This window comes from Flavobacterium mekongense (genome assembly GCF_047038255.1).
GTDB lineage: Bacteria > Bacteroidota > Bacteroidia > Flavobacteriales > Flavobacteriaceae > Flavobacterium > Flavobacterium mekongense.
This window is the reverse complement of the sequence record NZ_CP174374.1, coordinates 223,254-249,418: the sequence shown is the minus strand read 5'-3', so window position 1 is coordinate 249,418 and position 26,165 is coordinate 223,254. Positions and strand designations below refer to the sequence as shown.

Annotated in this window: 23 protein-coding genes and 1 tRNA gene; 10 read left to right on the top strand and 14 right to left on the bottom strand. The window is 38.5% G+C overall.

Translation table 11 applies throughout. The annotated features are described in order from the left end of the window. Positions 1-48 precede the first annotated feature (48 nt). Both apaG and ACJG85_RS00950 read right to left on the bottom strand, forming a co-directional pair. Entirely contained in the window at positions 49-435 is a 387-nt protein-coding gene (gene apaG, locus ACJG85_RS00955; RefSeq protein WP_409676514.1) for a Co2+/Mg2+ efflux protein ApaG, read from the bottom strand. Positions 436-510: 75 nt separating this feature from the next. Further along, complete coding sequence (locus ACJG85_RS00950; RefSeq protein ID WP_412477198.1) at positions 511-1,764, bottom strand: DUF5103 domain-containing protein; 1,254 nt, start codon at positions 1,762-1,764, stop codon at positions 511-513. Positions 1,765-1,957: 193 nt separating this feature from the next. Here ACJG85_RS00950 and ACJG85_RS00945 point away from each other — a divergent pair, with 193 nt between their 5' ends. Beyond that, positions 1,958-4,762, top strand: coding sequence for a M16 family metallopeptidase (locus tag ACJG85_RS00945; RefSeq protein WP_412476714.1), 2,805 nt, complete (start codon positions 1,958-1,960; stop codon positions 4,760-4,762). 59 nt (positions 4,763-4,821) lie between these two features. Here ACJG85_RS00945 and ACJG85_RS00940 read toward each other — a convergent pair whose 3' ends face one another. From ACJG85_RS00940 to ACJG85_RS00905, 8 genes are all read right to left on the bottom strand, one after another. Further along, entirely contained in the window at positions 4,822-5,592 is a 771-nt protein-coding gene (locus tag ACJG85_RS00940; RefSeq protein ID WP_412464616.1) for a class I SAM-dependent methyltransferase, read from the bottom strand. Further along, on the bottom strand, positions 5,592-6,410 hold the full coding sequence (gene map / locus ACJG85_RS00935; protein WP_412464615.1) for a type I methionyl aminopeptidase: 819 nt from the start codon (positions 6,408-6,410) through the stop codon (positions 5,592-5,594). The genes ACJG85_RS00940 and map overlap by 1 nt, the downstream gene beginning before the upstream one ends. Before the next feature lie 73 nt (positions 6,411-6,483). Then, positions 6,484-7,869, bottom strand: coding sequence for a TolC family protein (locus tag ACJG85_RS00930; RefSeq protein WP_412464614.1), 1,386 nt, complete (start codon positions 7,867-7,869; stop codon positions 6,484-6,486). Next, entirely contained in the window at positions 7,869-9,215 is a 1,347-nt protein-coding gene (locus tag ACJG85_RS00925) for an HlyD family secretion protein (protein ID WP_409676529.1), read from the bottom strand. The genes ACJG85_RS00930 and ACJG85_RS00925 overlap by 1 nt, the downstream gene beginning before the upstream one ends. Before the next feature lie 5 nt (positions 9,216-9,220). Next, on the bottom strand, positions 9,221-10,885 hold the full coding sequence (locus ACJG85_RS00920; RefSeq protein WP_409676532.1) for a peptidase domain-containing ABC transporter: 1,665 nt from the start codon (positions 10,883-10,885) through the stop codon (positions 9,221-9,223). A 2-nt stretch (positions 10,886-10,887) separates the two neighbouring features. After that, positions 10,888-11,562: a TetR/AcrR family transcriptional regulator gene (locus ACJG85_RS00915; protein WP_409676535.1), complete on the bottom strand. Its 675-nt coding sequence runs from the start codon at positions 11,560-11,562 to the stop codon at positions 10,888-10,890. A 6-nt stretch (positions 11,563-11,568) separates the two neighbouring features. Next, on the bottom strand, positions 11,569-12,273 hold the full coding sequence (locus ACJG85_RS00910; RefSeq protein WP_409676538.1) for a TerC family protein: 705 nt from the start codon (positions 12,271-12,273) through the stop codon (positions 11,569-11,571). 2 nt (positions 12,274-12,275) lie between these two features. Beyond that, positions 12,276-12,917 carry a leucine-rich repeat domain-containing protein gene (locus ACJG85_RS00905; RefSeq protein ID WP_412476713.1) on the bottom strand — a complete coding sequence of 214 codons (642 nt, stop codon included), beginning with the start codon at positions 12,915-12,917 and terminating at the stop codon, positions 12,276-12,278. 159 nt (positions 12,918-13,076) lie between these two features. Here ACJG85_RS00905 and ACJG85_RS00900 point away from each other — a divergent pair, with 159 nt between their 5' ends. Next, positions 13,077-14,345: an acetyl-CoA hydrolase/transferase family protein gene (locus ACJG85_RS00900; protein WP_409676544.1), complete on the top strand. Its 1,269-nt coding sequence runs from the start codon at positions 13,077-13,079 to the stop codon at positions 14,343-14,345. Between the two features lie 28 nt (positions 14,346-14,373). On the opposite strand, the gene gpmI is transcribed toward ACJG85_RS00900, so the two are convergent. Both gpmI and ACJG85_RS00890 read right to left on the bottom strand, forming a co-directional pair. Continuing rightward, a complete protein-coding gene (gene gpmI, locus ACJG85_RS00895; RefSeq protein WP_412476712.1) occupies positions 14,374-15,900 on the bottom strand; it encodes a 2,3-bisphosphoglycerate-independent phosphoglycerate mutase in 1,527 nt (508 codons plus the stop codon). 44 nt (positions 15,901-15,944) lie between these two features. Beyond that, positions 15,945-18,404 carry a DUF5916 domain-containing protein gene (locus tag ACJG85_RS00890; protein WP_412476711.1) on the bottom strand — a complete coding sequence of 820 codons (2,460 nt, stop codon included), beginning with the start codon at positions 18,402-18,404 and terminating at the stop codon, positions 15,945-15,947. Between the two features lie 193 nt (positions 18,405-18,597). Here ACJG85_RS00890 and ACJG85_RS00885 point away from each other — a divergent pair, with 193 nt between their 5' ends. Continuing rightward, positions 18,598-19,305 carry a murein L,D-transpeptidase catalytic domain family protein gene (locus ACJG85_RS00885; protein ID WP_409676553.1) on the top strand — a complete coding sequence of 236 codons (708 nt, stop codon included), beginning with the start codon at positions 18,598-18,600 and terminating at the stop codon, positions 19,303-19,305. Here ACJG85_RS00885 and ACJG85_RS00880 read toward each other — a convergent pair. Beyond that, a complete protein-coding gene (locus tag ACJG85_RS00880) occupies positions 19,294-19,737 on the bottom strand; it encodes a GNAT family N-acetyltransferase (RefSeq protein ID WP_412464610.1) in 444 nt (147 codons plus the stop codon). The two genes, ACJG85_RS00885 and ACJG85_RS00880, sit on opposite strands and share 12 nt — an antisense overlap. 124 nt (positions 19,738-19,861) lie before the next feature. Between ACJG85_RS00880 and ACJG85_RS00875 the strand changes: the two genes are divergently transcribed. Next, positions 19,862-19,934, top strand: a tRNA-Gly gene (locus ACJG85_RS00875). An 81-nt stretch (positions 19,935-20,015) separates the two neighbouring features. On the opposite strand, the gene pepE is transcribed toward ACJG85_RS00875, so the two are convergent. Beyond that, positions 20,016-20,726 carry a dipeptidase PepE gene (gene pepE / locus ACJG85_RS00870; RefSeq protein WP_412476710.1) on the bottom strand — a complete coding sequence of 237 codons (711 nt, stop codon included), beginning with the start codon at positions 20,724-20,726 and terminating at the stop codon, positions 20,016-20,018. A 122-nt stretch (positions 20,727-20,848) separates the two neighbouring features. On the opposite strand from pepE, the gene ACJG85_RS00865 reads away from it, so the two are divergent. From ACJG85_RS00865 to ACJG85_RS00840, 6 genes are all read left to right on the top strand, one after another. Continuing rightward, the gene (locus ACJG85_RS00865; protein WP_412464608.1) at positions 20,849-21,616 is read left to right on the top strand and encodes a hypothetical protein; all 768 of its coding nucleotides are present in this window, start codon (positions 20,849-20,851) and stop codon (positions 21,614-21,616) included. Positions 21,617-21,652: 36 nt separating this feature from the next. Beyond that, on the top strand, positions 21,653-22,417 hold the full coding sequence (locus tag ACJG85_RS00860; RefSeq protein WP_412476709.1) for a hypothetical protein: 765 nt from the start codon (positions 21,653-21,655) through the stop codon (positions 22,415-22,417). 6 nt (positions 22,418-22,423) lie between these two features. Next, on the top strand, positions 22,424-22,924 hold the full coding sequence (locus tag ACJG85_RS00855) for a DUF6702 family protein (protein WP_412464606.1): 501 nt from the start codon (positions 22,424-22,426) through the stop codon (positions 22,922-22,924). A 61-nt stretch (positions 22,925-22,985) separates the two neighbouring features. Continuing rightward, positions 22,986-25,235: a M1 family metallopeptidase gene (locus tag ACJG85_RS00850; protein WP_412476708.1), complete on the top strand. Its 2,250-nt coding sequence runs from the start codon at positions 22,986-22,988 to the stop codon at positions 25,233-25,235. A gap of 45 nt (positions 25,236-25,280) precedes the next feature. Beyond that, the gene (locus tag ACJG85_RS00845) at positions 25,281-25,604 is read left to right on the top strand and encodes a Sec-independent protein translocase subunit TatA/TatB (RefSeq protein ID WP_395633176.1); all 324 of its coding nucleotides are present in this window, start codon (positions 25,281-25,283) and stop codon (positions 25,602-25,604) included. After that, positions 25,604-26,161, top strand: a complete 558-nt coding sequence (locus ACJG85_RS00840; protein ID WP_412464604.1) for a phosphatase PAP2 family protein — start codon at positions 25,604-25,606, stop codon at positions 26,159-26,161. The genes ACJG85_RS00845 and ACJG85_RS00840 overlap by 1 nt, the downstream gene beginning before the upstream one ends. The last annotated feature ends 4 nt before the right edge of the window (positions 26,162-26,165 follow it).

Below are 26,165 nucleotides of genomic sequence, written 5' to 3'. Positions count from 1 at the left end.
ATTTCTTAATACGGGAAGTCAAAGATTAATTTTGTAGAAACCACACTTTTAATTCAAGGCAAATGGGGCACTCAACTTAAAGGTTGGCACTATCACTTTAAAGGATTTGGTGGTAGTGAAATTAATCATGGTAAAGTAACCACTCATAGCTCCAAACGGAGACGATAACAAGCAACCCGAATTGTAAGTGTGTTTTTCACCGGGTTTTAATACCGGTTTTTTGCCAATTACACCTTCGCCGTCCACAATTTCTTTTTCATTGAGAGAATCTAAAATTTCCCAATGGCGTGAGTTGAGTTGCACCGAATCTTTGCTGTGGTTTTCTATGGTGATTTCATAACTAAAGGCAAAATGAATCTTGTAGTTTTTGAAGTAAGTGCCTTCAAAACTAGTCAGAACCGAAATTTTAATGCCTCTTGTTATTTGCGAAACCATGTAGTATTCATTCTATTACGTTGTCAAATTTACAAAAAATACGCTTGCTCAGATGAATTAGATGTTAAATTTTGATTAGTAAGTGATATCAACCGAACTGGCAATTCCTTTGCCGATAATGCGATCGTAACGTTGGTTGTTTTCGCGGTAATATACCAAGGCAAAATAATTGTTTTCGGTTTGGTGAAAGTTACCGTCGATGGCATTCTCTTCATCAACTTTACCGTTAGCATCTGCAATCACGTATTGATAGTTGGTAAATCCTTGCTTAATCATGATGGCTTTTTCGTAAACGGCTTTCTCGGCGTTGTATTCCATTTTGTTTTCTTCGCCTATAGCAAAACCGTTGAACATACCATTAACATAAACTGACTTTTTCCCAAAGTAATTCGGTGCCGACAGCGTAAAAAATACCCAGGCGTAATCGGCTTCAATCTCGTTGTTTTGGGCGTTGATGTTTTTAACGATGAAATTGCCGTTGATGTCCGGATAATAAGTATAAGGCGCACTGGCTCTGGCTTCATTTAAATACAAGTGTGCATTGTAAATGCCGCCGTTGGAATCAATTCGTCCAATGCTGTTGTTGGCCGCTCGGATGTCTTTGTTTTCAAAAAATAAAAACTCATTACCAGCCCAAAATTGGGTTTCGGCATCGTATCGGTAAATCAAATCGTTACCGATAGTGTATTGGGGTTTGATTCCGGTAATGGCATTGTCAAATTTGCCGTTTTGCAGCAACATTACTTTGACATTCTGTAGCGGACTTTGGAAGGTGATGGTGGTCGACTTTATAGTAAAGTCTAAGTTGTGTTTCTGATTGGTAACCGACAAGTTACGGGCTCTTCTGACTTGCATCGGAACGGTTACTAATTCTTCATATAGGATGAATTTTTTGGTAAAAACGACTTCTTTGTCATCGTTTAAAATTTTGAGAATATAGTTGCCGCTGACTCTAAATTGGGTGAAACGATTCGGGAAACTTAAGCGATAGTGAGAATACAATTGTAAAGTGGTCAACGAATTGGTGTAATCCTGAATGCGTTGGTCGTCGAAACCATTTAAGTATTCGTTTTTAAACAATTGCGAAGGTTTCCAATCGTAATCGCAATGGGTAATGGTGTAAAAATAATTGGCTTCATTGCCGTACAAGTCGTCAAATTGAAACTGGAAAGTATCGCCCAATCGGAAAATCGGAATCGTGTTTTGGCCATTTTGGACGAAACTGATGGTTTTGATGTTGTAAGGCGGCGGGATTTCTTTTTCAACTTGAGCAAAAACCGTGGTACAAAGGATAAATAAAGCTAAGGTGCAGAAGCGCTTTTTTAACATGATATTCAATTTTCGAAACGTAAATATACTAATTAATACCACACGAATGATGCCACTCATACTCATTTCGGTTTTGCACTTGCTAAATTATCGTTAATCAGATTTAAATTTCGTAAATCTTTTCTTAGTTTCACAATAAAGATTTCTTTTATCCGTTATAATCCTTAATTCAAAAACAAAAATCTAAATTTTTATGAAACAAATTTTAAAATCGGCATTGGTCCTTTTTTTGTTTCCGGCGGCACTTTTTGCTCAGGAGCTAAAACCAACCGATGCTATTCCCTTTGATCCGAATGTAAAAAAAGGAACCTTAAAAAATGGACTCACTTATTACATTAGAAAAAACAGTAAGCCTGAAAATAAAGTGGATTTGCGACTGGTTATTAATGCCGGTTCCATTTTAGAAAACGACGACCAACAAGGATTGGCGCACTTTATGGAACACATGTGCTTTAATGGAACCAAGCGTTTTCCGAAAAATCAATTGGTGGATTACTTGCAAAGCATAGGGATAAAATTTGGCCAACACCTCAATGCATATACCAGTTTTGATGAAACGGTGTATTTTCTTCCGTTGCCTTCCGACAATCCTGAAAAGTTAGAAAAAGGATTCCAAATCATCGAAGATTGGGCTTTTAATGCCAACTTAACTCCTGAGGAAATCGATAAAGAAAGAGGGGTGGTTTTAGAGGAATATCGTTTAGGATTAGGCGCCGACAAAAGAATGGAAGATCGTTACATTCCTAAAATGATGTATCAATCCAAATATGCCGATCGTTTGCCGATTGGGAAAAAAGAAATCCTTCAAAATTTCACTTATGAAAAATTAACTAACTTTTACAAAGATTGGTATCGTCCTAATTTGATGAGTGTTATTGTAATTGGCGATATCGATGTGGCGCAAATGGAGCAAAAAATCAAAGATCATTTCGAGAATTACAAGAATCCGGCAAATGAGAAACCAAGAAAAGTTTTTGATGTTCCGAACCACAAAGAAACTTTGGTAGCCATTGAAAGTGACAAAGAAGCAGCTCAAGCCCAAATACAATTGCTGTATAAAGATTATGAAGTGCAAAAAAAAATCAGAACCATTAAAGATCTACAGGATAAATTGGCTGAAGGTGTTTTTTCAACCATGTTGAATAACCGTTTGAACGAGTTGGCCAATTCCCCAACACCACCATTTACTTTTGGATATACTTATCACGGCGGTACTTTTGCCAGAAACAAAGAAGCGTTCCAATCTTTTGCCATGATTGATGAAAAGAAACAAATTGAAGCTTTGAAAGTATTGGTTGCCGAAAACGAAAGAGTCAAAAAGTTTGGTTTTACAACCGGCGAATTTGAAAGAGCCAAAAGCGAAATCATTTCCAGAATAGAAAATCAATACAAAGACAGAGACAAGACCAACTCAGAGGACTTAATCTGGGAATGCCAATCGAATTTCTTAGAGGAAAGCCCGATGCCAGGCATAGAATGGGAATACCAAAATATTGAAAAAATACTTTCTTCCATCAAATTGGAACAAGTGAATGGTTTAATTAAAGATTTTATCAAAAACGATAACAGAGTAGTGGTGATTACTTCGCCTGAAAAAGAAGGGCTGAAAAAAGTAACGGAAAAAGAAGTTTTAGAGGCTTTAGTAGTTAATACTAAAGATTTAAAGCCATATGAAGATAAGGCGGTAGCTTCAAGTTTGTTACGCAAACCCATTAAAGAAGGCGCTATCGTGAAAAAAGAAACCAATGATAAAATTGTGACCACCACTTTAACGCTTTCTAACGGTGCAAAAGTGACTTATAAGAAAACCGACTTCAAAAACGACGAAATTTTGTTGGAAGCCATTAGTTTCGGCGGCACCAATATGTATTCAAATGAAGAAATCAAAAAAACGCAGTTCGCTAATAATGGTTTAACAGAAGCCGGATTTTCCGGCTTAACCCAAAACGATATCGATAAGTTTATGGCCGGCAAAATTGCCTCAGTTACTCCTTACATCAGCAATGTAACCGAAGGTTTCAGAGGAAATACCACACCTAAAGATTTAGAGTATGCGTTCCAAATGTTACACGCTTATTTTACCGATTTGAATTTTGATAAAGCGGCTTTTGAAGGCTACAAACAAAAGCAATCCAACTTTATGGGGAATATGATTTCACAACCCGGATTTTATTTCCAACAAGAGTTTTACGGCTATTTGAACAAAGAAAATCCAAGATGGAACGGCATCGTACCAACAGAAGAAAAATGGGCAGCCACGGATTATGAATTAGCGTACAAAAAATTCAAAGAACGCTTTGCCAATGCGGCTGATTTTGAATTCTTCTTTGTTGGTAATGTTGATGATGCAGCTATGGAAAGTTTTGCTAAAAAGTATATTGCCTCCTTGCCTTCTAATAATACAAAAGAAACTGCCAAAGATTTAGGTTACCGCTTTTTAACGGGCGATCTCAAAAAAGTAATCAACAAAGGGAAAGACCCTAAAAGTAATGTAACCATTATGTACTATGGTGATGCAGTATATTCATCAAATGACGCTGTTGCTATGACTGCTTTGGGTGAAGTGCTTACCATTAAATTGGTGGAAGAATTAAGAGAAAACGAAAGTGGCGTGTACGGCGTTAGTGCCCGTGGCAGTATGTCTAAAATCCCATATGAATCATACGGGTTTAACATCAGTTTCCCATGCGGTCCGGAAAATGCTGAAAAACTAACGGCATCGGCTTTGGCTGAATTGGATAAAATTGTTAAAAACGGTCCGGAAGAAAAAGACGTCAACAAATACAAAGAAGCTGAAGCTTTAGAGTATAAAAAGAAAATCAAAGAAAACCGTTATTGGTTGACTAATTTTACCCGCTCGTTTATGAATGGCTCAAATCCTGAGGAAATTTTAACAGCGTCAGAAAAAGTAAAAGCTGTTACTGCCAAAGAAATTCAAGAGGTAGCAAAGAAATATTTAACCAAAGATAAAGCCATTGGTGTTTTAATGCCGGAATAGATTTTTTGAAAAGATTTACCGCAGATTCGCAGATTGATAATTTGTGAATTTGCGGTTTTTTATTTGTAACAAACGGGAATAATTTCGCCTTTGGCCAAACAATATTTTTCTACCAATTCAGGAGCAATCTTGTGTGTATAATCTTCTTCGATTACAGTAAATCCAATGCTTCTCAATTTATCGAAATAATCCCTTCCGTAAACGCGAACGTGATCGTATTGTCCGAAAATTTTAGCGCGCTCTTTTTGATCGGTGATGGTGTCATCAGAAAAAGTAACGGCCCTGGACAAATCTTGCGGAATCTGGAAAATACCCATACCGCCGGGTTTTAGCACGCGATACAATTCTTGCATGGCTTTAGTGTCATCCGGAATGTGTTCCAAAACGTGGTTGCAAAAAATAATGTCGTATTGGTTGTCTTCAAAAGGTAAGTTACAAATGTCAGCCTTCACATCTGCTAATGGTGAAAGTAAATCGGTGGTCGTATACTCGATATTGCTTTGCTTCTTGAAACGTTTGTAAAATTCTTGTTCGGGCGCAAAGTGCAAAACTTTCTTTTTGTCTTTGGCAGTGAAAAAATCAGTTTCGTTTTGCAAATACAACCACAACAAACGGTGTCTTTCCAACGAAAGTGTACTCGGAGACAATACGTTATTTCTTTGGTTACCGTAACCGTAAGGCAAAAACATACGGAAACTTTTCCCATCAATCGGGTCGGTAAAACGACTGCCTTTCAAAACAAAAGCCAAAATCGGACGCACTACAATACTTAACCGAATTAAAATGGGTCTCGGAATAGTGTTTAAGATGAATTTGAATAATTTCTTCATTACAGCACTAATGGTTTTTGACGGAATTCATCTTCTTCGTTACTCTCGATACCTAAAGCTTTGTAGATATAGGCAAAAGTCGAGAGCAATTCGGGCTTGCCGTTTACCAAAGCTACATTGTGTTCAAAATGCGCACTTGGTTTTTTGTCAGCGGTTACTATTGTCCAGCCGTCTTTTAAGGTTTTGATGTTGCGACTTCCCATGTTAATCATCGGTTCGATAGCTACCACCATGCCTTCTACAAATAATTTGCCTCGGCCTTTTTTACCGTAATTAGGCATTTCGGGTGCTTCGTGCATGACGCGTCCTAATCCGTGTCCGACTAATTCTCGTACTACGCCGTAGCCATGCGCTTCGGTGTATTTTTGAATGGCATTTCCAACATCTTCTACGCGGTTTCCTATTTTAAACTCGCGGATTCCAACGTACAAACTTTCTTTGGTAATTTGTAGTAATTTTTTGGTCGCCGGTGCCACATCCCCAATTTCAAAAGTATAAGCGTGATCGCCGTAAAATTCATTTTTCAAAACACCGCAATCTACCGATACGATATCGCCTTCTTCAATTGGGCGGCTGGTAGGCAAACCATGAACTACTTGTTCGTTAACGCTGGTTAACAAAGTTGACGGACAGCCATACAAGCCTAAAAATCCCGGAACCGCTTGGTGGTCACGAATGAATTGTTCGGCTAACTTGTCGAGTTGTAAAGTGGTTACACCCGGTTTTATTTCGGTGGCTATCATGCCTAAGGTTTTGGAAACCAACAAGGCACTTTCGCGCATCAATTCGATTTCTTCTGCGGTTTTTTGAATAATCATCTGCTGTAATTTAACTTTTGCATTGGGCTTGTTGCCGTGAATGAGGTTGCAAAAGTAATTATTTTACGTTTACTTATTCAGGATTGGCCATGATTTTAAACAGTTTGGCATTCGAATCGAAGTAACGGTTTTCGATTAACAGTTTCGACAATTGGGCGGATACTAAGTTGTTTTCACGCGTATTGATTAAAAAAATCGAGCTTTCTCCAAAGGTAAATAACCGTTCTTCCGAAGTTAACATGGTGTTATAATCGGTGACCAAACTCTCGATGAGTTGTTTTTGTTTCTCCAGCGAATTGATTTCGGTTTGTTGTGCTTTGATTTTGTTTTTCAATGATACCCGCTCCAAATCCAAATCGAATTTTACATCTTGTAACTTCAGCTTGGCCAATTGCAAACTGCCGCGTTCTTTTCGCAAAAAAAGCGGGAAGTAAAAGTTTAAGCCGACTTTGTAATCTTGAAATCGATAATTGTCAAAGTATCTTGGTTCGGACAAATACGAATAGCCTAAATCGATTCTCGGCAACAACATATTGGCTTTGAGTTTTCGCTCCACATCGAGCATTTCGATTTTTTGCTCCAAAGCGTTAATCTTCGGATGGTTTTCTAAAGATGGATTGTCCAACATTAAGTCGTTGGTTCGCAAGGTTTCTTTAATGGTAAGCACTAAATTTTCTTCAGGAATGATGTCGTCTTGTAATTCGAGTGGAACATTGTTTTCCAACCACAGGAAGTTGGCCAACTCCAATTTGGCTTTGGCCAGTTTCAACTGTGATTCTTCCAAACTCAATTTTCTGTTTCTAACAATAATGCCGGCTTCTACGCTGTCAATAGCCGGTTTGTCGCCTTGTTCAATCGACTTGGCGATGCCTTGATAACGAATGTTGGCATTGTTGAGATAGGTTTGATATAGTGTAACTTCGTTGTGGTTTCGTTTCCAATTGAAATAGGCCACCGAAGCGTCGTATAAAACCGAAACGGCCATTAAATTTCTTTCGGCTTGACTCAATTTTACCTGAATTTTAGCCTTACGCAAATCGGCCATTCTTTGGTTGATAAATAAACCTTGTCCCAAAGGCACAGAAATTCCCAAAGATGTCAAACCTTGATTAGGAACTGTGTTTTCCGGATTGAGGTAAATACCTTCGTTGTTATCGAAGCCCGCTTTAATTTCTACGCCGTACCAAGTCGGGATTTTAAAACTGCTGTTTAAAATCGAGTAGTATTGGTTGTCTTTGAATTTCTTTTGTTCAAAATCGACTTCAATTTTCGGGTCGAAACCACCGCGCGCCATCATTAAATTGGCTTGTGCCTGATTGATTTCTAAATTGGCACTTTTAACCAAAGGATGATATTTTTTGACATAACCTAAAAACTCATTATAGGTGAGTTCTTTGGAAGTGTTTTGACTCCAAACCGAAAACCCGAACAGTAAAAAACCTATGAGAAGCGATTTCATTATTTTTTGTCTTTTTGAGTATTGTTTTTAGGCTGGTAATAGTTAGGTGGAAAGCCGTTAAGGGTTCGCCATATTTCAAACCAAACCGGAACATTGTCGAGCAAAGCTAAGGTTTGTGCACCCGAACCGATGCTGATTTGTTTAGGCCAAGGTGCTTCGTTTTCATCCGGGGCAATCAAAACGCGGAATTTACCGTTATCACTGATAAAGTTTTCGATGGCTACAATTTTACCACCGAAAGTACCATAGGACAAGTTTGGCCAACCCGAGAATACAATAGTAGGCCAACCGTCGAACCAAATTCGGACTTTTTCTCCTTTGTGTAATAAAGGCAAATCGGTAGCCGAAACAAAAGTTTCTACAGCGATGTCGTATTTGGCCGGCATGATGCTAACAATTTGAGTGCCTTCTTTAATAGTTTCACCAATACCCGATTGCAACGCACGGTTTACATAACCACTTTGCGGTGCTTTGATGTAATACATGCCGTTTCGGATTTGGTAATTGGTGTATTGGTTTTTCAGTTTGTTTACTTGAGCTTCAGTATCGTATTGACTACTTAAGGCCGTAAACCTGTCGCTGCTCGCTTTTTGCTCTTTTTCATTGTATTCGGCTATGATACGATTAACTTCTACTTTGGCATTAATCAATTCGTTTTCGCTGGCCAATAATTTGTTTTCCTGTGTGATGATTTTGGCTTCGGTTTCTTGCAACTTCAAGCGTTTTTCTTCCACATCGGTCATTGGTTTTAAGCCTTCTTTGTTTAAAGCTAAGGAACGATTGAACTGAGTAGTGGCAATTTTAATCTGCGTTCTTACCGCTACCAAATCCATACTGTCACTTTTGACTTTTAAGATGGCTTGACGGATTTTGTTGTTGGCTTGTTGTAATTTGAGTTGGCGTTCGTTGCGGATTGCCGCTATTTGTCCTTCCAAAGAAACTACTTTGCCACCATAGGATTTTTCAGCGAGTTCTTTGGCTTTGAGTTGGCTTTCGGTGTTTTTAACCAAATTCGGATCGAGGTAATCTTCTTTGGTTTCCGATATGAACAAAATAGTGTCGCCTTTTTGCACAAAATCACCTTCTTTAACATACCATTTTTCTATTCTACCGGCTATGGCTGAATGAATGGTTTGCGGTCTTTGATCCGGTTTTAATGTCGTTACTGCCCCCGAACCTGAGATGTTTTGTGTCCAAGGCAAAAACAAAATCAATAAGCCAAATAAGGAAACGCCAACAATAATTTTATTCAAAATTTTGTAATGCGGGCGATCACTCAGCGTTTTAAAGGTGCTGTATTTTTCTATGTTTTCGCCAATTCGATTGTTGTTAGAAATATTAAGCATCTTGATTATTGTTTAGTGTCGTTAATAATTTTTCCTTCGCTCATGGTTATTTTACGCGTGCATTTTTGTTTCCAATAGTCGTTTTTAGAGGAAACAATCAGCGTCCATTTGTTCTCGTTTGAAGTGATAAAATCAATCACTTCCTGAGCGGCATCATAGTCCATTTTATCCAAAGCATCTTCATAGAATAAAATCTTCGGGCGATTGATAATACTTCGGGCCAACAAGATTTTTTGGGCATTAGAAGAAGACAATTGTTTTCCTTCGGGATAAATTTTGGTATCCAAACCTTTGGGTAACGATTTGATAAAGTCGCCCAACTTAACGCTGTCTATCGCCCATTTTAAATCTTCCTGAGAAATCAACGGGTTGTTGAAAGTGATGTTTTCTAATATAGTGCCTTCAAACGGTGTTTCACCCGTAATTATGGTGTTGATTTGAGAACGATATTGCTCCAAATCGATTTTTCTGTAAGTGTCATCATTGATGTAAAACGAACCTGAAGTTGGCTTCATTAAACCGGATAGAATTCTGATTAAGGTGGTTTTTCCCGAACCGTTGTTGCCTTCTAAATAAATTTTTTCCGATTGTTCGATGGTGAGGTTTATCTTTTCCAGTACATAATCGGTGGCATCGGGGAATTTGAAGCTTAAATTCTCTGCAGCCAATTGGATATTGGTGTAGCAAAAATCCGCCGGTTTAGTGGAAGATTCTTCGATGTCTAAATCGGTTATTTGACCAATTTTTTCAACCGCTGTCAATACATCATACAAGGTTTCCAAACCGATAATAATTTTTTCTACCGAATTAATGACCAACAAGATGATGATTTCTGCAGCAACAAACTGACCGATGTTCATTTTTTGGTTCAGCACCAAATAGCCGCCAATGAGCAATAAACCGGCTGTAATGATGATTTTAAAAACGATCAATTGGGTGTACTGTCTTTTGATAACGCCAAAGTGTCTTTCACGATGGGTTAAATACTCCGACACCAAACGGTCGTTTTTTGTTAAGGCAAAGTCGAAATTAGAAGTTTTTTTGAAACTAAAATTGTTTCGAGCCATTTCCTGTAACCAACTCACGACCTTATACTTATATTTCGATTCTTTTAAACTGCTGGACAAACCCGAGTTGAACGAGAATTTGAAAATGATGTACAACAATAGCATCAAAAAGATACCAAAGAAGATAAAAAACGGATGGTATAAAGACAATAATATAATTCCGAAGACAATTTGGAGCAAAGCCGAAGAAAAGTCGATTAACAATTTTGAAGCTCCTTTTTGAATGGTCAAAGTATCAAAAAAGCGATTGGCTAATTCGGGCGGATATTGATTGTGTAAGGCCTCTGTTTTGATTTTAGGCAAGCGAAAGCCAAATTCAAACGAAGAGCGAATGAATATTTTTTGTTGTAAATTCTCTGTGATGCGCAATTGCATTAATGATAGAATACCGACCAATGCTACACCGGCAATTACAATGAAAACCAAGACTATCCAAGAGACACTTACTCTTCCGGATTGAATTAAGTTGATAATAGCTTGAATTCCAAGCGGTAAGGACAAGCTTACCAATCCGGCAAAGATGGCATAAAAAAATACCTGTGTGATGTCTTTACGGTCGAGTTTGAGTAGGTTAATTAACCTTTGAGACGCTGTTAATGCCATAGTTATTTACTTAAGATTTTTTGAACCAAATCAATATAAAATTGGGTTGGTGAATTGTTGTCATTACAATTGGTTATGGTTTTCAAATGGTCTTTTAAAAAATGTTGGTGTAACGAACCTTCGACTATAGAAGAGGCCAAACTTTTAGCAAAAGCATATTCAGGATTCACTTCTTGAATGATGTCGATGATTCGATTGATGACCCTTTTGTAAACCAAAAAGAAACCTTCTTTGTTTTCTTCATCTACTTCTTTGGTTAGCAATGTTTTGGTGAATTCGGCTATGATGATTTTGTTTAAAACAGACTCGTTAATATGGATGGTTGCTGAATCATCCTCAATTTTCTCGGTAACTATGGTAATGGCTCTTTTTAGTTTTTCCATCGGATCAGGAATATTGGTAGTCGAAATTACCATGCGGTATTCCAACCAACCCCAATACCAAGAAGACAAATACAATAACAGTTTGTGTTTGCTTTCGAAATAGCGATAGATAGAGCTTTCATTAGAACCTATTTGTTCTCCCAATTTTTTAAAAGTGAAATTTTCAAAGCCAATTTCATCCATTAAAAGAATACTTTTTTCAATGATTTTTTTACCCAAATCTGAGGTTTCAGGATTTTTTACAAATAGTTTCGGATTTACCGTAATTGTAATATTAGATAAGATACTATTCATATTTTTTTATTTATGAGGAACCGATTTGATTGTTTTCATTTGAATGACATCAACTAAAAAAGCAAATGCCATCGAGAAATAGATATAGCCTTTCGGAATTTCAAAATGAAGTCCTTCTGCAATAAGAGAAACACCAATCATCATTAAAAAACACAACGCCAATATTTTAAAAGATGGGTGTTTGGCAATAAACTCACTGATGGGTTTGGCGGCAGCTAACATAATCACCACTGTAACAATTACCGCCGTGTACATTACCCAAAGCTGTTGCACCATGCCAACTGCCGTGATGATTGAATCGATAGAGAAAACCAAGTCCAACAAAACTACTTCGCCCAAAAGTTTCCCAAAAGACGCCTTTTTAATGGCTATGGGTTCATTGGATTGTAAAGCTTCAGTTTTGTGGTAAATCTCTTTGGTACTTTTGTAAATCAGAAACAATCCGCCAACAATTAAAATAAGCCCTTTGCCGGTAAAATCGATGTCCGATATGCGGAACAAGGTTTGGTCCAATTTTAAAATCCAGGAAATCAAGGCCAATAAGCACAAACGCATAATCAACGCCAATCCGATTCCCCAAAACCTTAGTTTGTTGCGTTGGCTTTCGGGTAGTTTATCGGCTAAAATAGAGATGAAAATAATGTTGTCAATCCCCAGAATTACTTCTAAGGCAATCAAAGATAATAACGGAATAATGGCTTCTGTCATCATAATTATAAGTTGATTTTAAATCCGAAGTTTAAATTTTTTAATTCTTGCAAGTTGGCATCGACTTTATTGTTCTTAAAATCCAAAAAACGCAAATGATCCAGCTGCATAATTTGTTTGGGCAATTCCATAAAATCGTTGTCGTTCAAATAAAGTATTTCCAAGGATTTCATTTTGTCAAACTGTTTGGGAAGCGTTTGCAGTTTGTCGTTTTCCAAATGCAGCTCTTTCAAGTTGTTTAAATTGCTCAAAACATCCATGCTTTTCTCTAAATCAAATTGCTTTTCGTCATTCAAGTACAGCACTTCTAATTTGGATAAGCTTTTCAAGGTTTTGGGTAAAACTTTAAAGTTGTTGCCGCTCAAATCCAGTTTTTTCAAGTTGGTTAGTTTGGAAAGGCCTTCCGGAACCACAGTTAAATTATCGTTTTTCAAACTCAAATACTCCAAGTTTGAAAAAATGGACCAATCGATATCATCTAAACTGATTTTCTGATTGCTTAAGTCCAAACTAATAACTTCTTTGGGCGATAGTAAAGCTTCACCCAAACTCACAAATCTTTTGGTTTCGGCTACCGGATTAGATTGTGCGGACAAACTGTTTATCCCGGTGAGCAACCCTAAAAACAAAATCACAACCTTTTTCATAGCTATTGGATTTTAATGTATTTGATTGCAAAGATAATAGTAAAACTATTAATATTGAAATTTTAACTTTTATTTAAACATGTTTCAAATGCTGCTTTATGAGAAATGTCATATTTTTATAAGGTTTTGGGCCATAATTTTGAACAAAATTTTTTAGTTATGAGCAAATATGTTACCGCTGCAGAAGCAGTTAAAGTAGTCAAGTCCAACGACCGAGTGTATGTTCAAGCGGCAGCAGCTACGCCCTCAGTTTTAACTCAAGCGCTCTCCGATAGAGCCGCCGAGTTAAGGAATGTTGAGGTTTGTCATTTACACACCGAAGGCAATGCGCCTTATGCCAATCCCGATTTAGCCGATAGTTTTCATGTGAATTCTTTTTTTATCGGAGCCAATGTGCGTCATACTTTAAAAGCAGGAAACGGTTCTTATACACCGGTATTTTTAAGTGAATTGCCTCATTTGTTTCGCAAAAAAGTTTTGCTGATAGATGTGGCTTTTATCCATGTTTCGCCACCCGACAGACATGGCTATTGTTCGTTAGGAGTTTCGGTTGAAGCTACTGTGGCTGCCATAGAAAACGCCAAGATTGTTATTGCGCAAGTCAATCCGCAAATGCCGAGAACCTTCGGTGACGGTATACTGCACGAATCTGAAATCGATTATTTGGTGGAAGTCAATGAGCCTATTTTTGGTCACGAACCAACGCCTTTTTCCAAAGAAGAAGAGAAAATCGGGGAGTACGTCGCGTCTCTAATTGAAGACCGAAGCACCTTGCAAATGGGAATCGGTTCGATACCCAATGCGGCTTTGAGTAAATTAAAAAACCACAAAGATTTAGGCTTGCATACGGAAATGTTCTCCGACGGTGTTATCGATTTAATCGAAAGCGATGTCATCAATTGTAATTACAAAGGGACCTTGCGCGGTCGCGTTTTGGCTACGTTTTTAATAGGTTCCAAACGATTGTACGATTTTGTAAGCGACAATCCGTTTATCGAAATGAAAGAATCTTCCATGGTGAACGATACCGCGCGCATTCGAAAAAATCCTAAAATGGTGGCTATTAATTCGGCCATTGAAGTGGATGTTACCGGTCAGGTTTGTGCGGATTCCATCGGAGCCAATATGTATTCCGGAGTAGGTGGCCAAATGGATTTTATTCGTGGTGCTTCTCTCAGTGAGGGCGGAAAAGCCATTATTGCTTTGCCTTCCATTACCAAAAGAGGGGACAGCCGAATTGTGCCTTACCTTAAACAAGGCGCCGGCGTAGTAACCACCCGTTCTCATGTGCAATACATCATCACCGAAAACGGCATAGCTAATTTATACGGTAAAACCCTTAAGCAACGCATTGACGAGATGGTGAAAATTGCGCATCCAAACCATCAGGAAAACATTGAAAGAAGTTATTACGAAATGTTGAAATAAAAAAAGCCCCGAATCTTCGGGGCTTTTTTTATAGTCTTACTAAAAGTGATTTTCCGGTCATGACTCCCGGTTTCGGAATATCCATCAATTCTAAGATAGTTGGAGCAATATCCCCTAAAACGCCGTCATGTACTCTAATATGGTCTTTATCAACCAAAATAATCGGCACCGGATTTGTTGTATGCGCCGTGTTCGGCGAACCATCCGGGTTAATCATGGTTTCGCAATTGCCGTGATCGGCTATGATAATGGTGGTATAATCGTGAGCTAAGGCCGTTTCAACTACTTCCTTCACACAAACATCAACCGCTTCACAAGCTTTAATGGCAGCTTCCATTACGCCGGTATGACCCACCATATCGCCGTTGGCAAAATTCAAACACACAAAGTCAACTTTGCCTTTTTCCAATTCCGGAATCAAAGCATCTTTGAGTTCGTAAGCGCTCATTTCGGGTTGTAAATCGTAAGTAGCCACTTTAGGTGAATTTCTCAAAATACGGGTTTCGCCATCAAACGGCACTTCGCGTCCGCCCGAAAAGAAAAAGGTCACGTGCGGATATTTTTCAGTTTCGGCAATTCGGATTTGCTTCTTTCCGGCTTTTTCCAATACTTCGCCCAGGGTTTCAGTGATGTTATCTTTATCGTAAATCACATGCACGTTTTCGTAGGTATCATCGTAATTGGTCATCGTTACGTAATACAAATTAAGTTTGTGCATGTTGTGTTCGTGGAAGTCCTTTTGGGATAAGGCTTCGGTTAATTCGCGACCTCTATCGGTTCTGAAGTTGAAGAAAATCACCACGTCATCGTTTTGAATCGCAGCCAAAGGTTGGTTGTTCGCATCTACTTTCACCAAAGGCAAAATGAACTCATCCGTTACGTTTTCAGCATAACTTTCAGCTATACTTTGTGCTAAATTTGTCGTGTGTTTTCCCATGCCGTTCACTACTAAATCGTAAGCCAATTTGACGCGTTCCCAACGTTTGTCGCGGTCCATGGCATAATAACGACCAACTACTGAAGCTATTTTTACCGAAGTGTTTTCGATGAATTTTTCCAGGTCTTCAATATATCCTTTGCCCGATTTCGGGTCAACATCTCGACCGTCGGTAAAGGCATGTACAAATACTTTTTCTAAACCAAACTCCTGAGAAGCCTCAATCAAACCGCGCAAATGTGAGGTATGAGAATGCACACCGCCATCGGAAACCAATCCTAAAAAGTGAACGGCTTTGTTGTTGGCTTTGGCGTATTCAAAAGCAGCCACCAAAGGTTTTTCCTGTGCCATGGTTTTGTTGGCTACCGCTAAGTTGATTTTGGCCAAGTCCTGATACACGATCCTTCCGGCGCCTAAATTCATGTGGCCCACTTCTGAGTTTCCCATTTGTCCTTCGGGTAAACCCACGTTTAAGCCATCGGTTCTTAATTGGGCATTCGGGTATTGCTTGTATAAACCATTGATAAAAGGCACATTGGCATTGTCTATGGCGGAAACTTTTGGGTCGGGCGATTTACCCCAACCGTCTAAAATCATCAGGATTACTTTCTTATTCATGAGTTGCATTTTACCCTACAAAGATAGGGTATAAAATTGATTTTTTAGAAGCGTTCTCTCGTTTTAGGTTTGGTAAACGAATTGTAAAAACGCGAATTTTTAACCGAGTTGTAATCGATAAAATAACGAACACTGATAGAGAATACATGGTTCAAATTATCATTGTTCAAGGCGTCACGGAAATTGGATTCAAACTGTCGGTTGAATTCTCTACTAAACAAACTCGAATTATTCCGGTACAAAACCGATACCTGACTGCCGGGAGCGAACCACCAAGAATAGGTTAAGTCTAAATTCCATAAGTTGAGATTAGAGTTACGGTTTTCGGTATAGGTTGTGTTGTTCTCAAAACCGCCGTCGTCTTGTAAGGTCAAAATATCGTGGTTGGTTACAAACGACCAATAGTGGCGAACATTCAAGTTGAAGTTCATTTTGTTATTGATGGAATACTTTGCTTGCAAGGTATTGGTGTAAGTTATGCGGTTTCTTCGCGCAAAGATGGTGTTGTCATCTTCGTCAAAAGCAATCCAGCCGATATTGTTGTTTTGTCGGTTGAAAGTGAAATTGTAAATCAAGGCCAGTCGGTCACTGAAACGGTATCTCGGACTGATAACGAAACCGTAATTCATTCGCCCTTTTTCGTTAAACTTGGTAGCAAACGGATTAATGTCCAACGCCCATTTTCTGTTGTAATTACTAGAGAAATAAAGATAAGCATAGAAACTTTCCGGTATGGTGACAAACTTTTCCTCATTAAAGGAACGAGGTTCATAAAAATCGTAAACTTTTACCGGACTCACAGTTCCGCCAAAACCGTAATAGTCATTCTTTTTATCGGTAGTGTTAAAATTCAAGCGCATGTTCCCCGATTGAATGCGACCCGTTCTGTTGTCAAATTCGACGTAATTATTTAAAGAAGCATAAAAAGTATTGAAAACTTTGTTAGGGTTTAAGATACGATAACTTGAGTTGAGATAGAATCCGTGATAATGGTTTTGGAAATTGATACCTAAGTCATTATTGTCAAAGTCGTCAGAGGCATAAACACCGCCAATACTGTAACGGTATTTGCCACTGGTTTCCCCTAAGTTAAGGTAAGCACTGGTGCCTTTTTTATCATCCAAGTCAAAATGATTGTTGATATAACTGTACTTGAAATTTCCTGATAGATTGTAAGTGTTTTTCTTGGTGTTTAAATCCCAAACTAAAGCGGAAACATTGGCGTCACGAAACTCACCGTTACGCATAACATTTGTGTTAACAAGCGAGACGGAAGAGTTTTTACGAAAACGTTGGTCTAACACCAATACATTGTAATTGGTTAAAGGCGAAAGTGTTTCGAGTCGGGTTTCATTGGTGTCGTCATTCCGGATGTGCACGCTTGTTTTTTCAGAAACCGCATTCAACACCCCGATGCCCAATCCGTTTTTGGTTCGCCCCGAGACTTTGAAAGCGTTGATAAGTTTGATGGTGCTGGGTTGGTCTATAACAGTTTCATTATCGGCCACGGTTAAAAAATCCGGTGTTTCCCCGATTCTTCTGGTGTATAATAAATCGCCTTTATTGAACATATCGGTTCCTTCGGTAAAGAAGGGACGGTTTTCGGTAAATTGTTGTTCAAAAGCTGTGAGGTTTAATTCTACGTTGTCAAATTTCGTCTGACCAAAATCGGGAATCAAAATAGCATCCAAAGTAAAGGCATCATTGATTCCGTATTTGATGTCCATTCCGCCGCGAAATTCTCCGTAAGTCCTTTGGGAAGTGCTGGAATAAAAATACTGAGAAGCATAGGGAATCAAAAACAATCGGGTAGGGGTTTCGATGTTTTCAATGCCATCTAAGATACCGGCTTGTATGCTTTCGTTTTCGATTTTTCTATCCAATAATGACCAAGAGTATTGTTGGCGATCTCGACGAATTTCACGATAAAAATTCAAACCCCAAGTTTGTTTTTTTTCTGATGGGAATCGAAGTGCAGCGTAGGGAATTCGCATTTCAACCGTCCAACCGAAATTGGTAATTTCCACGTGGCTGTCCCAAATGGCATCCCAAGAAAAATCTTCGCCATAGGTTTCCGTATAAACACCGTCTTGTTGTACGCCGGCAGCACTCACAAAAAAGCGAAACTCCTGCTGTCCGTCGTTGTATCCGTTCAGCAAAACGCCAAAATGATCGGCTACTGCAAAATCGTCTCTAAGGGTAAATTCACTTAAAATTTTTGAAGGTTCGTCGTCGTAAAGCGTTGCCGCAATATAAATGGCGCTGTTGTCGTAAATGATTTTAACTTCGGTTCTTTTACCCTCTGCGATGGGTTTGCCATTGTCAGGTTCAATCATTACAAAGTCTTTGGCTATATCGGCACTTGCCCATGAAGCCTCGTTAAACTTACCGTCTATTACAATTTTTTCTGTGGTACTTTTGGACAAAAGAGTTTTCTTCTGACCAACAGCTACACTTGAAAAAAGTATAGCCAGACAGAAAAAAAAGTAAGAATGATTAGACATTTACATCGTTGTTTGTAAAACAAAAATAACTATTAAATTGATAATTCCAATTTTCCTAACCAATAAAACTTGGTTGTTTCTCATTGGTTTAAAAAGATTAAAATTTGCTTAATTGGAGCACAAAAATTTGGATTAGTTAAATAATGCTTTATATTTGCCTAACCCATGTCTGATGCTAAACCTATAAACTTCAATGAATTATAAGTCTTTTTTCTTAGTGTTTTTACTATTGTTGATGTCATTCAACAGTTTTCCCGACAAAGTAAATTCGTCATTTGCTACAGATAAAACTACTGTTGACGCTGAGTCAAAGATAATGGCAGTTTACCATCAGTTAGATGCTAATTCCTATGCTTTACCAAGTCTTGAAAGTTTCTCAGTGGCCTTAGAAGGGTTCCAATTGTTGAAAGAGAAAGGGATTGTTAAGAAAAATATTTTGACTTTAGTTGACTTCAGTTTGTCTTCAACCGCCAAGCGACTTTGGGTAATCGACTTAGATCAAAACAAGGTCTTATTTCAAACTTTGGTAGCTCACGGTAAAAATACAGGCGAAGATTTTGCAAAAACTTTTTCCAACAAAGCCGAGTCTTATCAGAGCAGTTTAGGATTTTATGTTACAGCTGAAATTTACAACGGCAAGCATGGTTTATCACTTAAATTAGATGGTTTGCAAAAAGGATTGAATGATAAGGCACGTGAAAGAGCAGTAGTGATGCACGGAGCCGATTATGTTTCGGAATCTTTTATCAAACAAAACAAACGCTTAGGCAGAAGCCAAGGTTGTCCGGCGGTACCGGTTGAGATGAACGAAAAAATCATCAACGTAATCAAGGATAAATCATGTTTGTTTATTTATCATCCAACGGCTAAAGAAGAAATAGTTTCCAAACTAAATTCTTAGTTTTTTCCACATAATATAATGTATGCCTATGCCTTCAATATTGAAAGGTTCTCCGTGTATGGTATAGCCTAATTTTTGGTAAAAACCTTTGGCATTTTCTCGGGCATTAAACCATATCAACTCACAATCGGTATCAGCCAAATATTTTTCACAATGCTGCACCAATTGTTTGCCATAACCCTTTCCCTGATTGTCTTCTAAAACAGCCATACCTCTAATTTGGATTTGTCGGTTTGTGTCAAACATGTGATTTGAGCTTTCAAATAGTGAAATGATGCCTTGTAAAATGTCGTCTTCAAATAATCCGAAATGTATGGTAGTGTTCAAGTCATCTCCGTCAAAATGACAAGAGGTGATAGGCCGACCTTTTCTAAGTACCGAATGTCGCACAGGATATGTTTCTTTCGCAGTTATGTTTCGGATGGTTGTCATGTCTGTATTGTATAACTAAATGGTTTTGTTTGGGTTATAATTTGACTACAATTTTGCGGTAAATTTTTTTTAAAAAAATTTGCAACAAAGCAAACTTATTCTATATATTTGCACCCACAATAATGCGGAAGTAGCTCAGTTGGTAGAGCTCCAGCCTTCCAAGCTGGTTGTCGCGAGTTCGAGCCTCGTCTTCCGCTCTGAAACCAAAACCTCTAATTTGCGTTAGAGGTTTTTTTATTTCATATTATTTCCAACTTCGTTTTAAAGGGTTGCTTTTATCAGGCACTTAAAAAAGTTAAATCAGTTTCAGGGGCTAATTCTTCCGCAATTTTTCCGGGTAGAAATAATCGGGCAGTTAACGGACCTTTCAACAGAATGGTGTCGCCGTTTACTTCTAACCAACTTCCTTCACGTAACCCTAAAACTGGGGTGGTGTTGAAAGCATGGAATTCTTTAATTCTGGTTTCGCGGGTTTCACCCATGTGTTTGCTGTTGGTGTCCGGATCTAAGTAGTGCGGATTCAAATTAAACGGAATCACGCCCAAGGTTGCGAAACTTGGCGGATATACTATCGGCATGTCATTCGTGGTTTGCATACTGATGCCGGTAATATTGCTGCCTGCACTGGTGCCTAAGTAGGGCGTTCCATGGTTTAAAACTTCGGCTAAAACCGACATCACTTCGTTATCGTACAGTTGTTTTACCAATAAAAAGGTGTTGCCGCCTCCTGTAAAAATACCTTGTGCTTTCCGAATGGCTTCAACCGGATTTTCAAATTCATGTAACCCTTTTACAGCTAAATTAATAGTGTTGAACACTTCACGAACTTTAGCAGTGTATTCGTCGTGAGAAATACCGCCCGGTCGAGCGTAGGGTATAAAAAGTATCTCTTCACAATTTTTAAAGTGCAGCTCTAATGTAGGCAACAAATAATCCAAATAACTTCCTCCGTGCACTGTTGATGTACTGGCAATAATTAGTTTTTTCATTTTTTTTGGGATTCTCCCCCAAAAGTAATCTATTTACTGCTTTTATTTAACATAAAATTACCATGTTGTTGGGATTTATTTAGGAACGACGAACGATATTTTTATCCCAACAAAATCGGTGTATGAAACTCTTTTTAAATTTAATATTGTTTGTGCTTTTGGGAAATAGTGCCTTGGCCCAAAGGAATTCCGAAAAAATACTCAATGGAAAAGTAACTTCCGAAGCTGTTAATTTGGATGGTATTTATATTATCAATTTGAATACTGATAAAGCTGTAACGACAGAAAATCAAGGTTTTTTTACCATAAAAGTTAATGTAGGCGATACCTTGATGTTCTCTGCCCTGCAAATAAAAGGAGTAAGGAAAGTAATTACCGAAGCCGACATCAACCAAAAGCTATTGTTAATTTCGTTAGAGCCGATGATTAATCGCTTAGATGAAGTGGTTATTAAACAGTACAAGCATATCAATGCAGTCGACTTGGGGATTATTTCGCCCAATACCAAGCATTATACTCCGGCTGAACGAAAACTTAGAACGGCTTCGGGCGATGGCATAGAAGGCAATACCGACGGTAGTTCCGGTGCTTCAGTGGGTATAGATCCTTTTTTGAATTGGATGTCGGGCAGAACAGCTATGCTGAAGAAGGAGTTGGAAGTAGAACGAAAAGAAACTTTACTGCAGCGAATAGAAAATCAGTTTGGAATTAGTTATTGTATCAATAAGCTTAAAATTCCGGCAGAATTTGTCAAAGGTTTTTGGTATTATGTAGTGGATGAGCCTAAGTTTGTAGCCGCAATGGCTGCCAAGAATAAAGTAATGGCTGCTTTTGTTTTAACGGAGTTGGCCACAAAATATAACAGCCTCCAACAAGCAGATGCAAAATAGTATGCTTACTTTTGAAAAAAAATAGCCTATCAACAGATGAAATCACTTTGTACGTTAATCATTTTACTTTTCGCCTCTCTTGGTTTGGCCCAAGCGGATGAATTGGTTTTTTTGAAAGGTAAAGTCATTTCAACGGTAAAGGAGCTAACAGAAGTTAATGTGTATAATCTTAGGTCAGAATCGGCCACTGCTACAGATGAAAACGGTAATTATTCCATGTTTGTTAAAGTTGGTGATACTCTGCAATTCAAAAGTTTGCAAACAACGACTAAGAAAGTAGTAGTAACCGAAGCCGATTTAAAGAAGTCATTGTTTGTAACTCAATTAGCTCCCAAAGTAATCGAATTGGAAGAAGTAGAAATTAAGGATCACAGCAATATTAATGCAGTTTCATTAGGTGTATTAAGCAAACCGGCCAAGAGGTATACACCGGCTGAAAGAAGATTGAAGACCGCTACCGATTTAGACGCCACAGCATCAGCGGGTATGATGGCCGGTGGCTCTATAGGTTTAGATCCGATTTTAAACGCCATTTCTGGGCGAACCGAGATGTTAAAAAAGGAATTGGAAGTAGAACGCAAAGAACGTTTGATGGCTAAAGTGGAGAGCCAATTCAAACATGAGTATTTTACTAACCGACTTAAAATTCCTGAAGAGTATGTCAAGGCATTTCTGTATTATATTGCAGATGATACCAAGTTAGATGAGTACATGAAAAAGAAAAACAAAGGATTGGCCAAGTTTAGGTTGAGCGAATTGGCTTCCCAATATTTGACCTTGTTAAAAAGTGCAAAAGAATAGGAATCTATGAAAAAAGCAATCAAAATATCGGCTTTAGTCATTCTTTTTATTGGATTGACAGCCATGTCGGTACATCGTTTTTATGTAGGGATTTATCAAGTAGATTTTATGCCGCAAAAAAAACGCCTTGAAATTACTACTCGTATTTTTATGGATGATTTGAATGATGCCTTAGCCAATGCCTATAAAAAACAAACTAATGTTGGTGACTCAAAGGAAACGCCTGAAGATGTAGCGTTGATGAAAAAATACTTATCAGACAAGTTCAAAATTTATCTCAATGGCCAGTATAAAAACTTCAATTATCACAGCCACGAGCAAGAAAACAATGTGGTGATTTGTTACCTTACTATTAAAGATGTAGCAAAAATTTCTAAAATTGAAATTGAAAACAGCATACTCACGGAAATACATGAGGAACAGCAAAACATCATTCAATTCAACAACAATGGTAAAAAACAAAACCTATTGTTGTCTTCCTCAACCACTAAAGGAATGTTAAAATAGTTTTCCTTAGTGTGGCTAATCTCCAATTTTATTTTATTTTTAGCGCTTTAAAGAAAATTCTATGAAGCGTACTTTTAAGTTTGTAGCCTTTTTGTGTTGTATAATTATGGGTTTTGCCCAAGCTCAGGAAACGCCGAAAGCCAATATAAAAGAAGAAAGAAATCCTGATAAATTCAAGCAAATGTACGACTTGTTAGCTACGCCTAACATGTACAGAACGGCTTCAGGTGCACCGGGTCCGGAATATTATCAGCAACAAGCCGATTACAAGATTGACGTTGAATTAGATGATAAAAACCAACGCCTTTACGGTTCGGAAACTATTACGTACACCAACAATGCCAAAGAAGCCTTAGACTATTTATGGGTGCAATTGGATCAAAATGAAAAAGCCAGAAACTCCAATTCGCCATTGGTAGAAAATAGCAAAACCGATCCGGCTATTTCGGCGCAAACTTTCTCCAGAAAATACTTAGAAGAAGATTTCGACGGTGGTTTCCGAATCGAATACGTTAAAGATGCTCAAGGCAATCCTATGAAATATACCATCAATCAAACGATGATGCGTATCGAGTTGCCGAAACTATTGCAACACAAAGAAAAAATTACGTTTTCCATCAAATGGTGGTACAACATCAACAATTACATCATCGACGGTGGTCGTTCGGGGTATGAGCACTTTGAAAAAGACGGTAATAATTTATATGTTTTAGCTCAGTTTTACCCAAGGATGGCGGTTTATAATGATGTAGAAGGTTGGCAAAACATGCAGTTTTGGGGTTCAGGCGAATTTGCGCTCACTTTCGGAAACTACGAAGTGAACATTACGGTTCCTGCTGATCATATCATGGAAGCTACCGGAACTTTGATGAACCGCAGCGAAGTTTTTACTCCCGAACAATTAAAACGTTATGCTTTAGCCGAGAAATCTTTTGACAAACCGGTAATAGTGGTAACGCAAGCCGAAGCCGAAGCTGCAGAAAAAGGCTTTTCAGATAAGAAAAAGACTTGGAAATTTAAAGCCGAAAATGTACGCGATTTCGGGATTTCAACCTCCAGAAAATTTATCTACGATGCTATGGCGGTAAAAACAGGGAATACTACTTCTATGGCTATTTCATTGTATCCGAAAGAAGGCAATCCACTGTGGGAAGAATATTCTACTCGTATGGTTGCGCACACCCTAAAAAGCTATTCGAGTTATACTTTTGATTATCCTTATCCTAAAGCTGTTTCGGTGAACGCCCGCGACCAAGGGATGGAATATCCAATGATTTGTTGGAATTTCGGGCGTCCGGATGAAACCGGAAAATATTCCGACCAAACCAAATATGGTATGTTAGGCGTAATTTGTCACGAAGTTGGGCACAACTTTTTCCCCATGATTGTCAATTCCGATGAGCGTCAATGGACTTGGATGGACGAAGGCTTAAACTCGTTCATGGAATACTTAGCCGAAAAAACTTTTGATCCGAATTTCCCAACCCGTCGCGGTCCGGCCAAAAATATTATTCCCTACATGAGTGGCGACCAAACCGGTTTAGAACCTATCATGACCAACTCCGAGAGCATCCGTCAGTTTGGCAACAATGCTTACGGGAAACCGGCTACAGCACTTAACATTTTGCGCGAAACCATTATGGGACCGGAATTGTTTGATTACGCCTTTAAAACCTACGCCAACCGTTGGAAATTCAAACATCCAACACCGGAAGATTTCTTCAGAACTATGGAAGATGCTTCGGCAGTTGATTTGGATTGGTTTTGGAGAGGTTGGTTCTACACCACGGATTACAACGACATCGGAATCAAAGAAGTGAAAAAGTATTTTGTGAGCAATAATCCGTCAAAAGAGGTGAGCGACTTCATGAAAACCAGACGCCGTCGTGATTCCAGAACAGGTCCAATGGTGTACATGATTGCAGAAGGCAGTGCCGATTACAAACCGGAATTGAATAAGCCATTCAAAATAGCCGATTTCCAAGCGTTAGCCGAGTATGTCAACAAGAACTTTACTGCCGAAGAAAGAGCAAAGCTTAACGAACCTAAGTATTTCTATCAGGTGACTTTCGACAAACCGGGCGGATTGGTTATGCCGATTATTGTTGAAATTACTTTTGAAGACGGAACCAAAGAAAACCATTATTTCCCGGCGCAAATTTGGCGTATGAACGACAAGGAAGTCAACCGCACTTTTGCCACCCAAAAAGCGATTGCCAAAATTGTTGTGGATCCGAAAGAGGAAACAGCCGATATCGATACGGCTAATAATACTTGGCCAAAAACAGCGGAGAAATCTAAGTTTGATTAACTTAAGTTTGTAACTTTGCAATCTTATAATTTAGAAGTTTAGGTTATGCTCGGATTTGGTTTTGGCGAATTAATTTTTATCATCTTCATCGCTTTGATGTTATTCGGTTCTGATAAAGTGCCCGAAATAGCCAGAACGTTGGGGAAAATTATGGCTCAACTCAAAAATGCCACGAACGAAATTAAAACTGAAATCCAAAAGAGTGCTGAGGTAAAAGAGTTAAACGATTCGGTGAAAAGCATCACCGGGACTTTTACAGAAGAAGTTGATAAAGTAAAAAGCAGTGTAGATCAAGGTATTTTACCAGAAATCAAGCAGGCTGCGGAAGACCTCGAATCGATGTCGGGTCCGATCAAACGCCAAATGTAATGCTCGAAAAAATCATCCAACTCGACAAGCAGACCTTAGTCTATCTCAATGGCTTAGGTTCGGAACAATGGGATTGGTTGTGGTTGATTATTACCAAACAACTGAATTGGGCTCCTGTATTTATACTGGTTTTTTACTTGCTTCAAAAAAAAATCGGATGGAAAAGTTTTGGCTATTACGTTCTTTTTATAGCGGTGATGGTACTCATTTGCGACCAAACGGTCAATCTTTTCAAATACAGTTTTGAACGTTTACGTCCTTGTAACGATCTGGAAATAGGAGAAATTATTCGCCGAGTTAAGACCAGTAGTTCCTTTAGTTTTTTCTCCGGTCACGCCACGAATTCTATGGCATCTACAGTACTTACGTTCCTGATTTTAAAACGCTACTACAAACACGCTTACTTACTGTTTTTATTTCCGTTGATTTTTGCTTACAGTCGCATTTACCTTGGTTTACATTTTCCTACGGATATTTTAACCGGTTACGCCTTTGGAGCTACTTGCGGATACATCGCTTACAGGTTGTACGCAAAATATATTCTTCGTACTTCGTAATTCG

What these genes read in the sequence shown, in the direction of transcription:
- apaG (WP_409676514.1), bottom strand. Translation starts at nt 435, where the DNA reads ATGGTTTCGCAAATAACAAGAGGCATTAAAATTTCGGTTCTGACTAGT.
- ACJG85_RS00950 (WP_412477198.1), bottom strand. Translation starts at nt 1,764, where the DNA reads ATGTTAAAAAAGCGCTTCTGCACCTTAGCTTTATTTATCCTTTGTACC.
- ACJG85_RS00945 (WP_412476714.1), top strand. Translation starts at nt 1,958, where the DNA reads ATGAAACAAATTTTAAAATCGGCATTGGTCCTTTTTTTGTTTCCGGCG.
- ACJG85_RS00940 (WP_412464616.1), bottom strand. Translation starts at nt 5,592, where the DNA reads ATGAAGAAATTATTCAAATTCATCTTAAACACTATTCCGAGACCCATT.
- map (WP_412464615.1), bottom strand. Translation starts at nt 6,410, where the DNA reads ATGATTATTCAAAAAACCGCAGAAGAAATCGAATTGATGCGCGAAAGT.
- ACJG85_RS00930 (WP_412464614.1), bottom strand. Translation starts at nt 7,869, where the DNA reads ATGAAATCGCTTCTCATAGGTTTTTTACTGTTCGGGTTTTCGGTTTGG.
- ACJG85_RS00925 (WP_409676529.1), bottom strand. Translation starts at nt 9,215, where the DNA reads ATGCTTAATATTTCTAACAACAATCGAATTGGCGAAAACATAGAAAAA.
- ACJG85_RS00920 (WP_409676532.1), bottom strand. Translation starts at nt 10,885, where the DNA reads ATGGCATTAACAGCGTCTCAAAGGTTAATTAACCTACTCAAACTCGAC.
- ACJG85_RS00915 (WP_409676535.1), bottom strand. Translation starts at nt 11,562, where the DNA reads ATGAATAGTATCTTATCTAATATTACAATTACGGTAAATCCGAAACTA.
- ACJG85_RS00910 (WP_409676538.1), bottom strand. Translation starts at nt 12,273, where the DNA reads ATGATGACAGAAGCCATTATTCCGTTATTATCTTTGATTGCCTTAGAA.
- ACJG85_RS00905 (WP_412476713.1), bottom strand. Translation starts at nt 12,917, where the DNA reads ATGAAAAAGGTTGTGATTTTGTTTTTAGGGTTGCTCACCGGGATAAAC.
- ACJG85_RS00900 (WP_409676544.1), top strand. Translation starts at nt 13,077, where the DNA reads ATGAGCAAATATGTTACCGCTGCAGAAGCAGTTAAAGTAGTCAAGTCC.
- gpmI (WP_412476712.1), bottom strand. Translation starts at nt 15,900, where the DNA reads ATGAATAAGAAAGTAATCCTGATGATTTTAGACGGTTGGGGTAAATCG.
- ACJG85_RS00890 (WP_412476711.1), bottom strand. Translation starts at nt 18,404, where the DNA reads ATGTCTAATCATTCTTACTTTTTTTTCTGTCTGGCTATACTTTTTTCA.
- ACJG85_RS00885 (WP_409676553.1), top strand. Translation starts at nt 18,598, where the DNA reads ATGAATTATAAGTCTTTTTTCTTAGTGTTTTTACTATTGTTGATGTCA.
- ACJG85_RS00880 (WP_412464610.1), bottom strand. Translation starts at nt 19,737, where the DNA reads ATGACAACCATCCGAAACATAACTGCGAAAGAAACATATCCTGTGCGA.
- pepE (WP_412476710.1), bottom strand. Translation starts at nt 20,726, where the DNA reads ATGAAAAAACTAATTATTGCCAGTACATCAACAGTGCACGGAGGAAGT.
- ACJG85_RS00865 (WP_412464608.1), top strand. Translation starts at nt 20,849, where the DNA reads ATGAAACTCTTTTTAAATTTAATATTGTTTGTGCTTTTGGGAAATAGT.
- ACJG85_RS00860 (WP_412476709.1), top strand. Translation starts at nt 21,653, where the DNA reads ATGAAATCACTTTGTACGTTAATCATTTTACTTTTCGCCTCTCTTGGT.
- ACJG85_RS00855 (WP_412464606.1), top strand. Translation starts at nt 22,424, where the DNA reads ATGAAAAAAGCAATCAAAATATCGGCTTTAGTCATTCTTTTTATTGGA.
- ACJG85_RS00850 (WP_412476708.1), top strand. Translation starts at nt 22,986, where the DNA reads ATGAAGCGTACTTTTAAGTTTGTAGCCTTTTTGTGTTGTATAATTATG.
- ACJG85_RS00845 (WP_395633176.1), top strand. Translation starts at nt 25,281, where the DNA reads ATGCTCGGATTTGGTTTTGGCGAATTAATTTTTATCATCTTCATCGCT.
- ACJG85_RS00840 (WP_412464604.1), top strand. Translation starts at nt 25,604, where the DNA reads ATGCTCGAAAAAATCATCCAACTCGACAAGCAGACCTTAGTCTATCTC.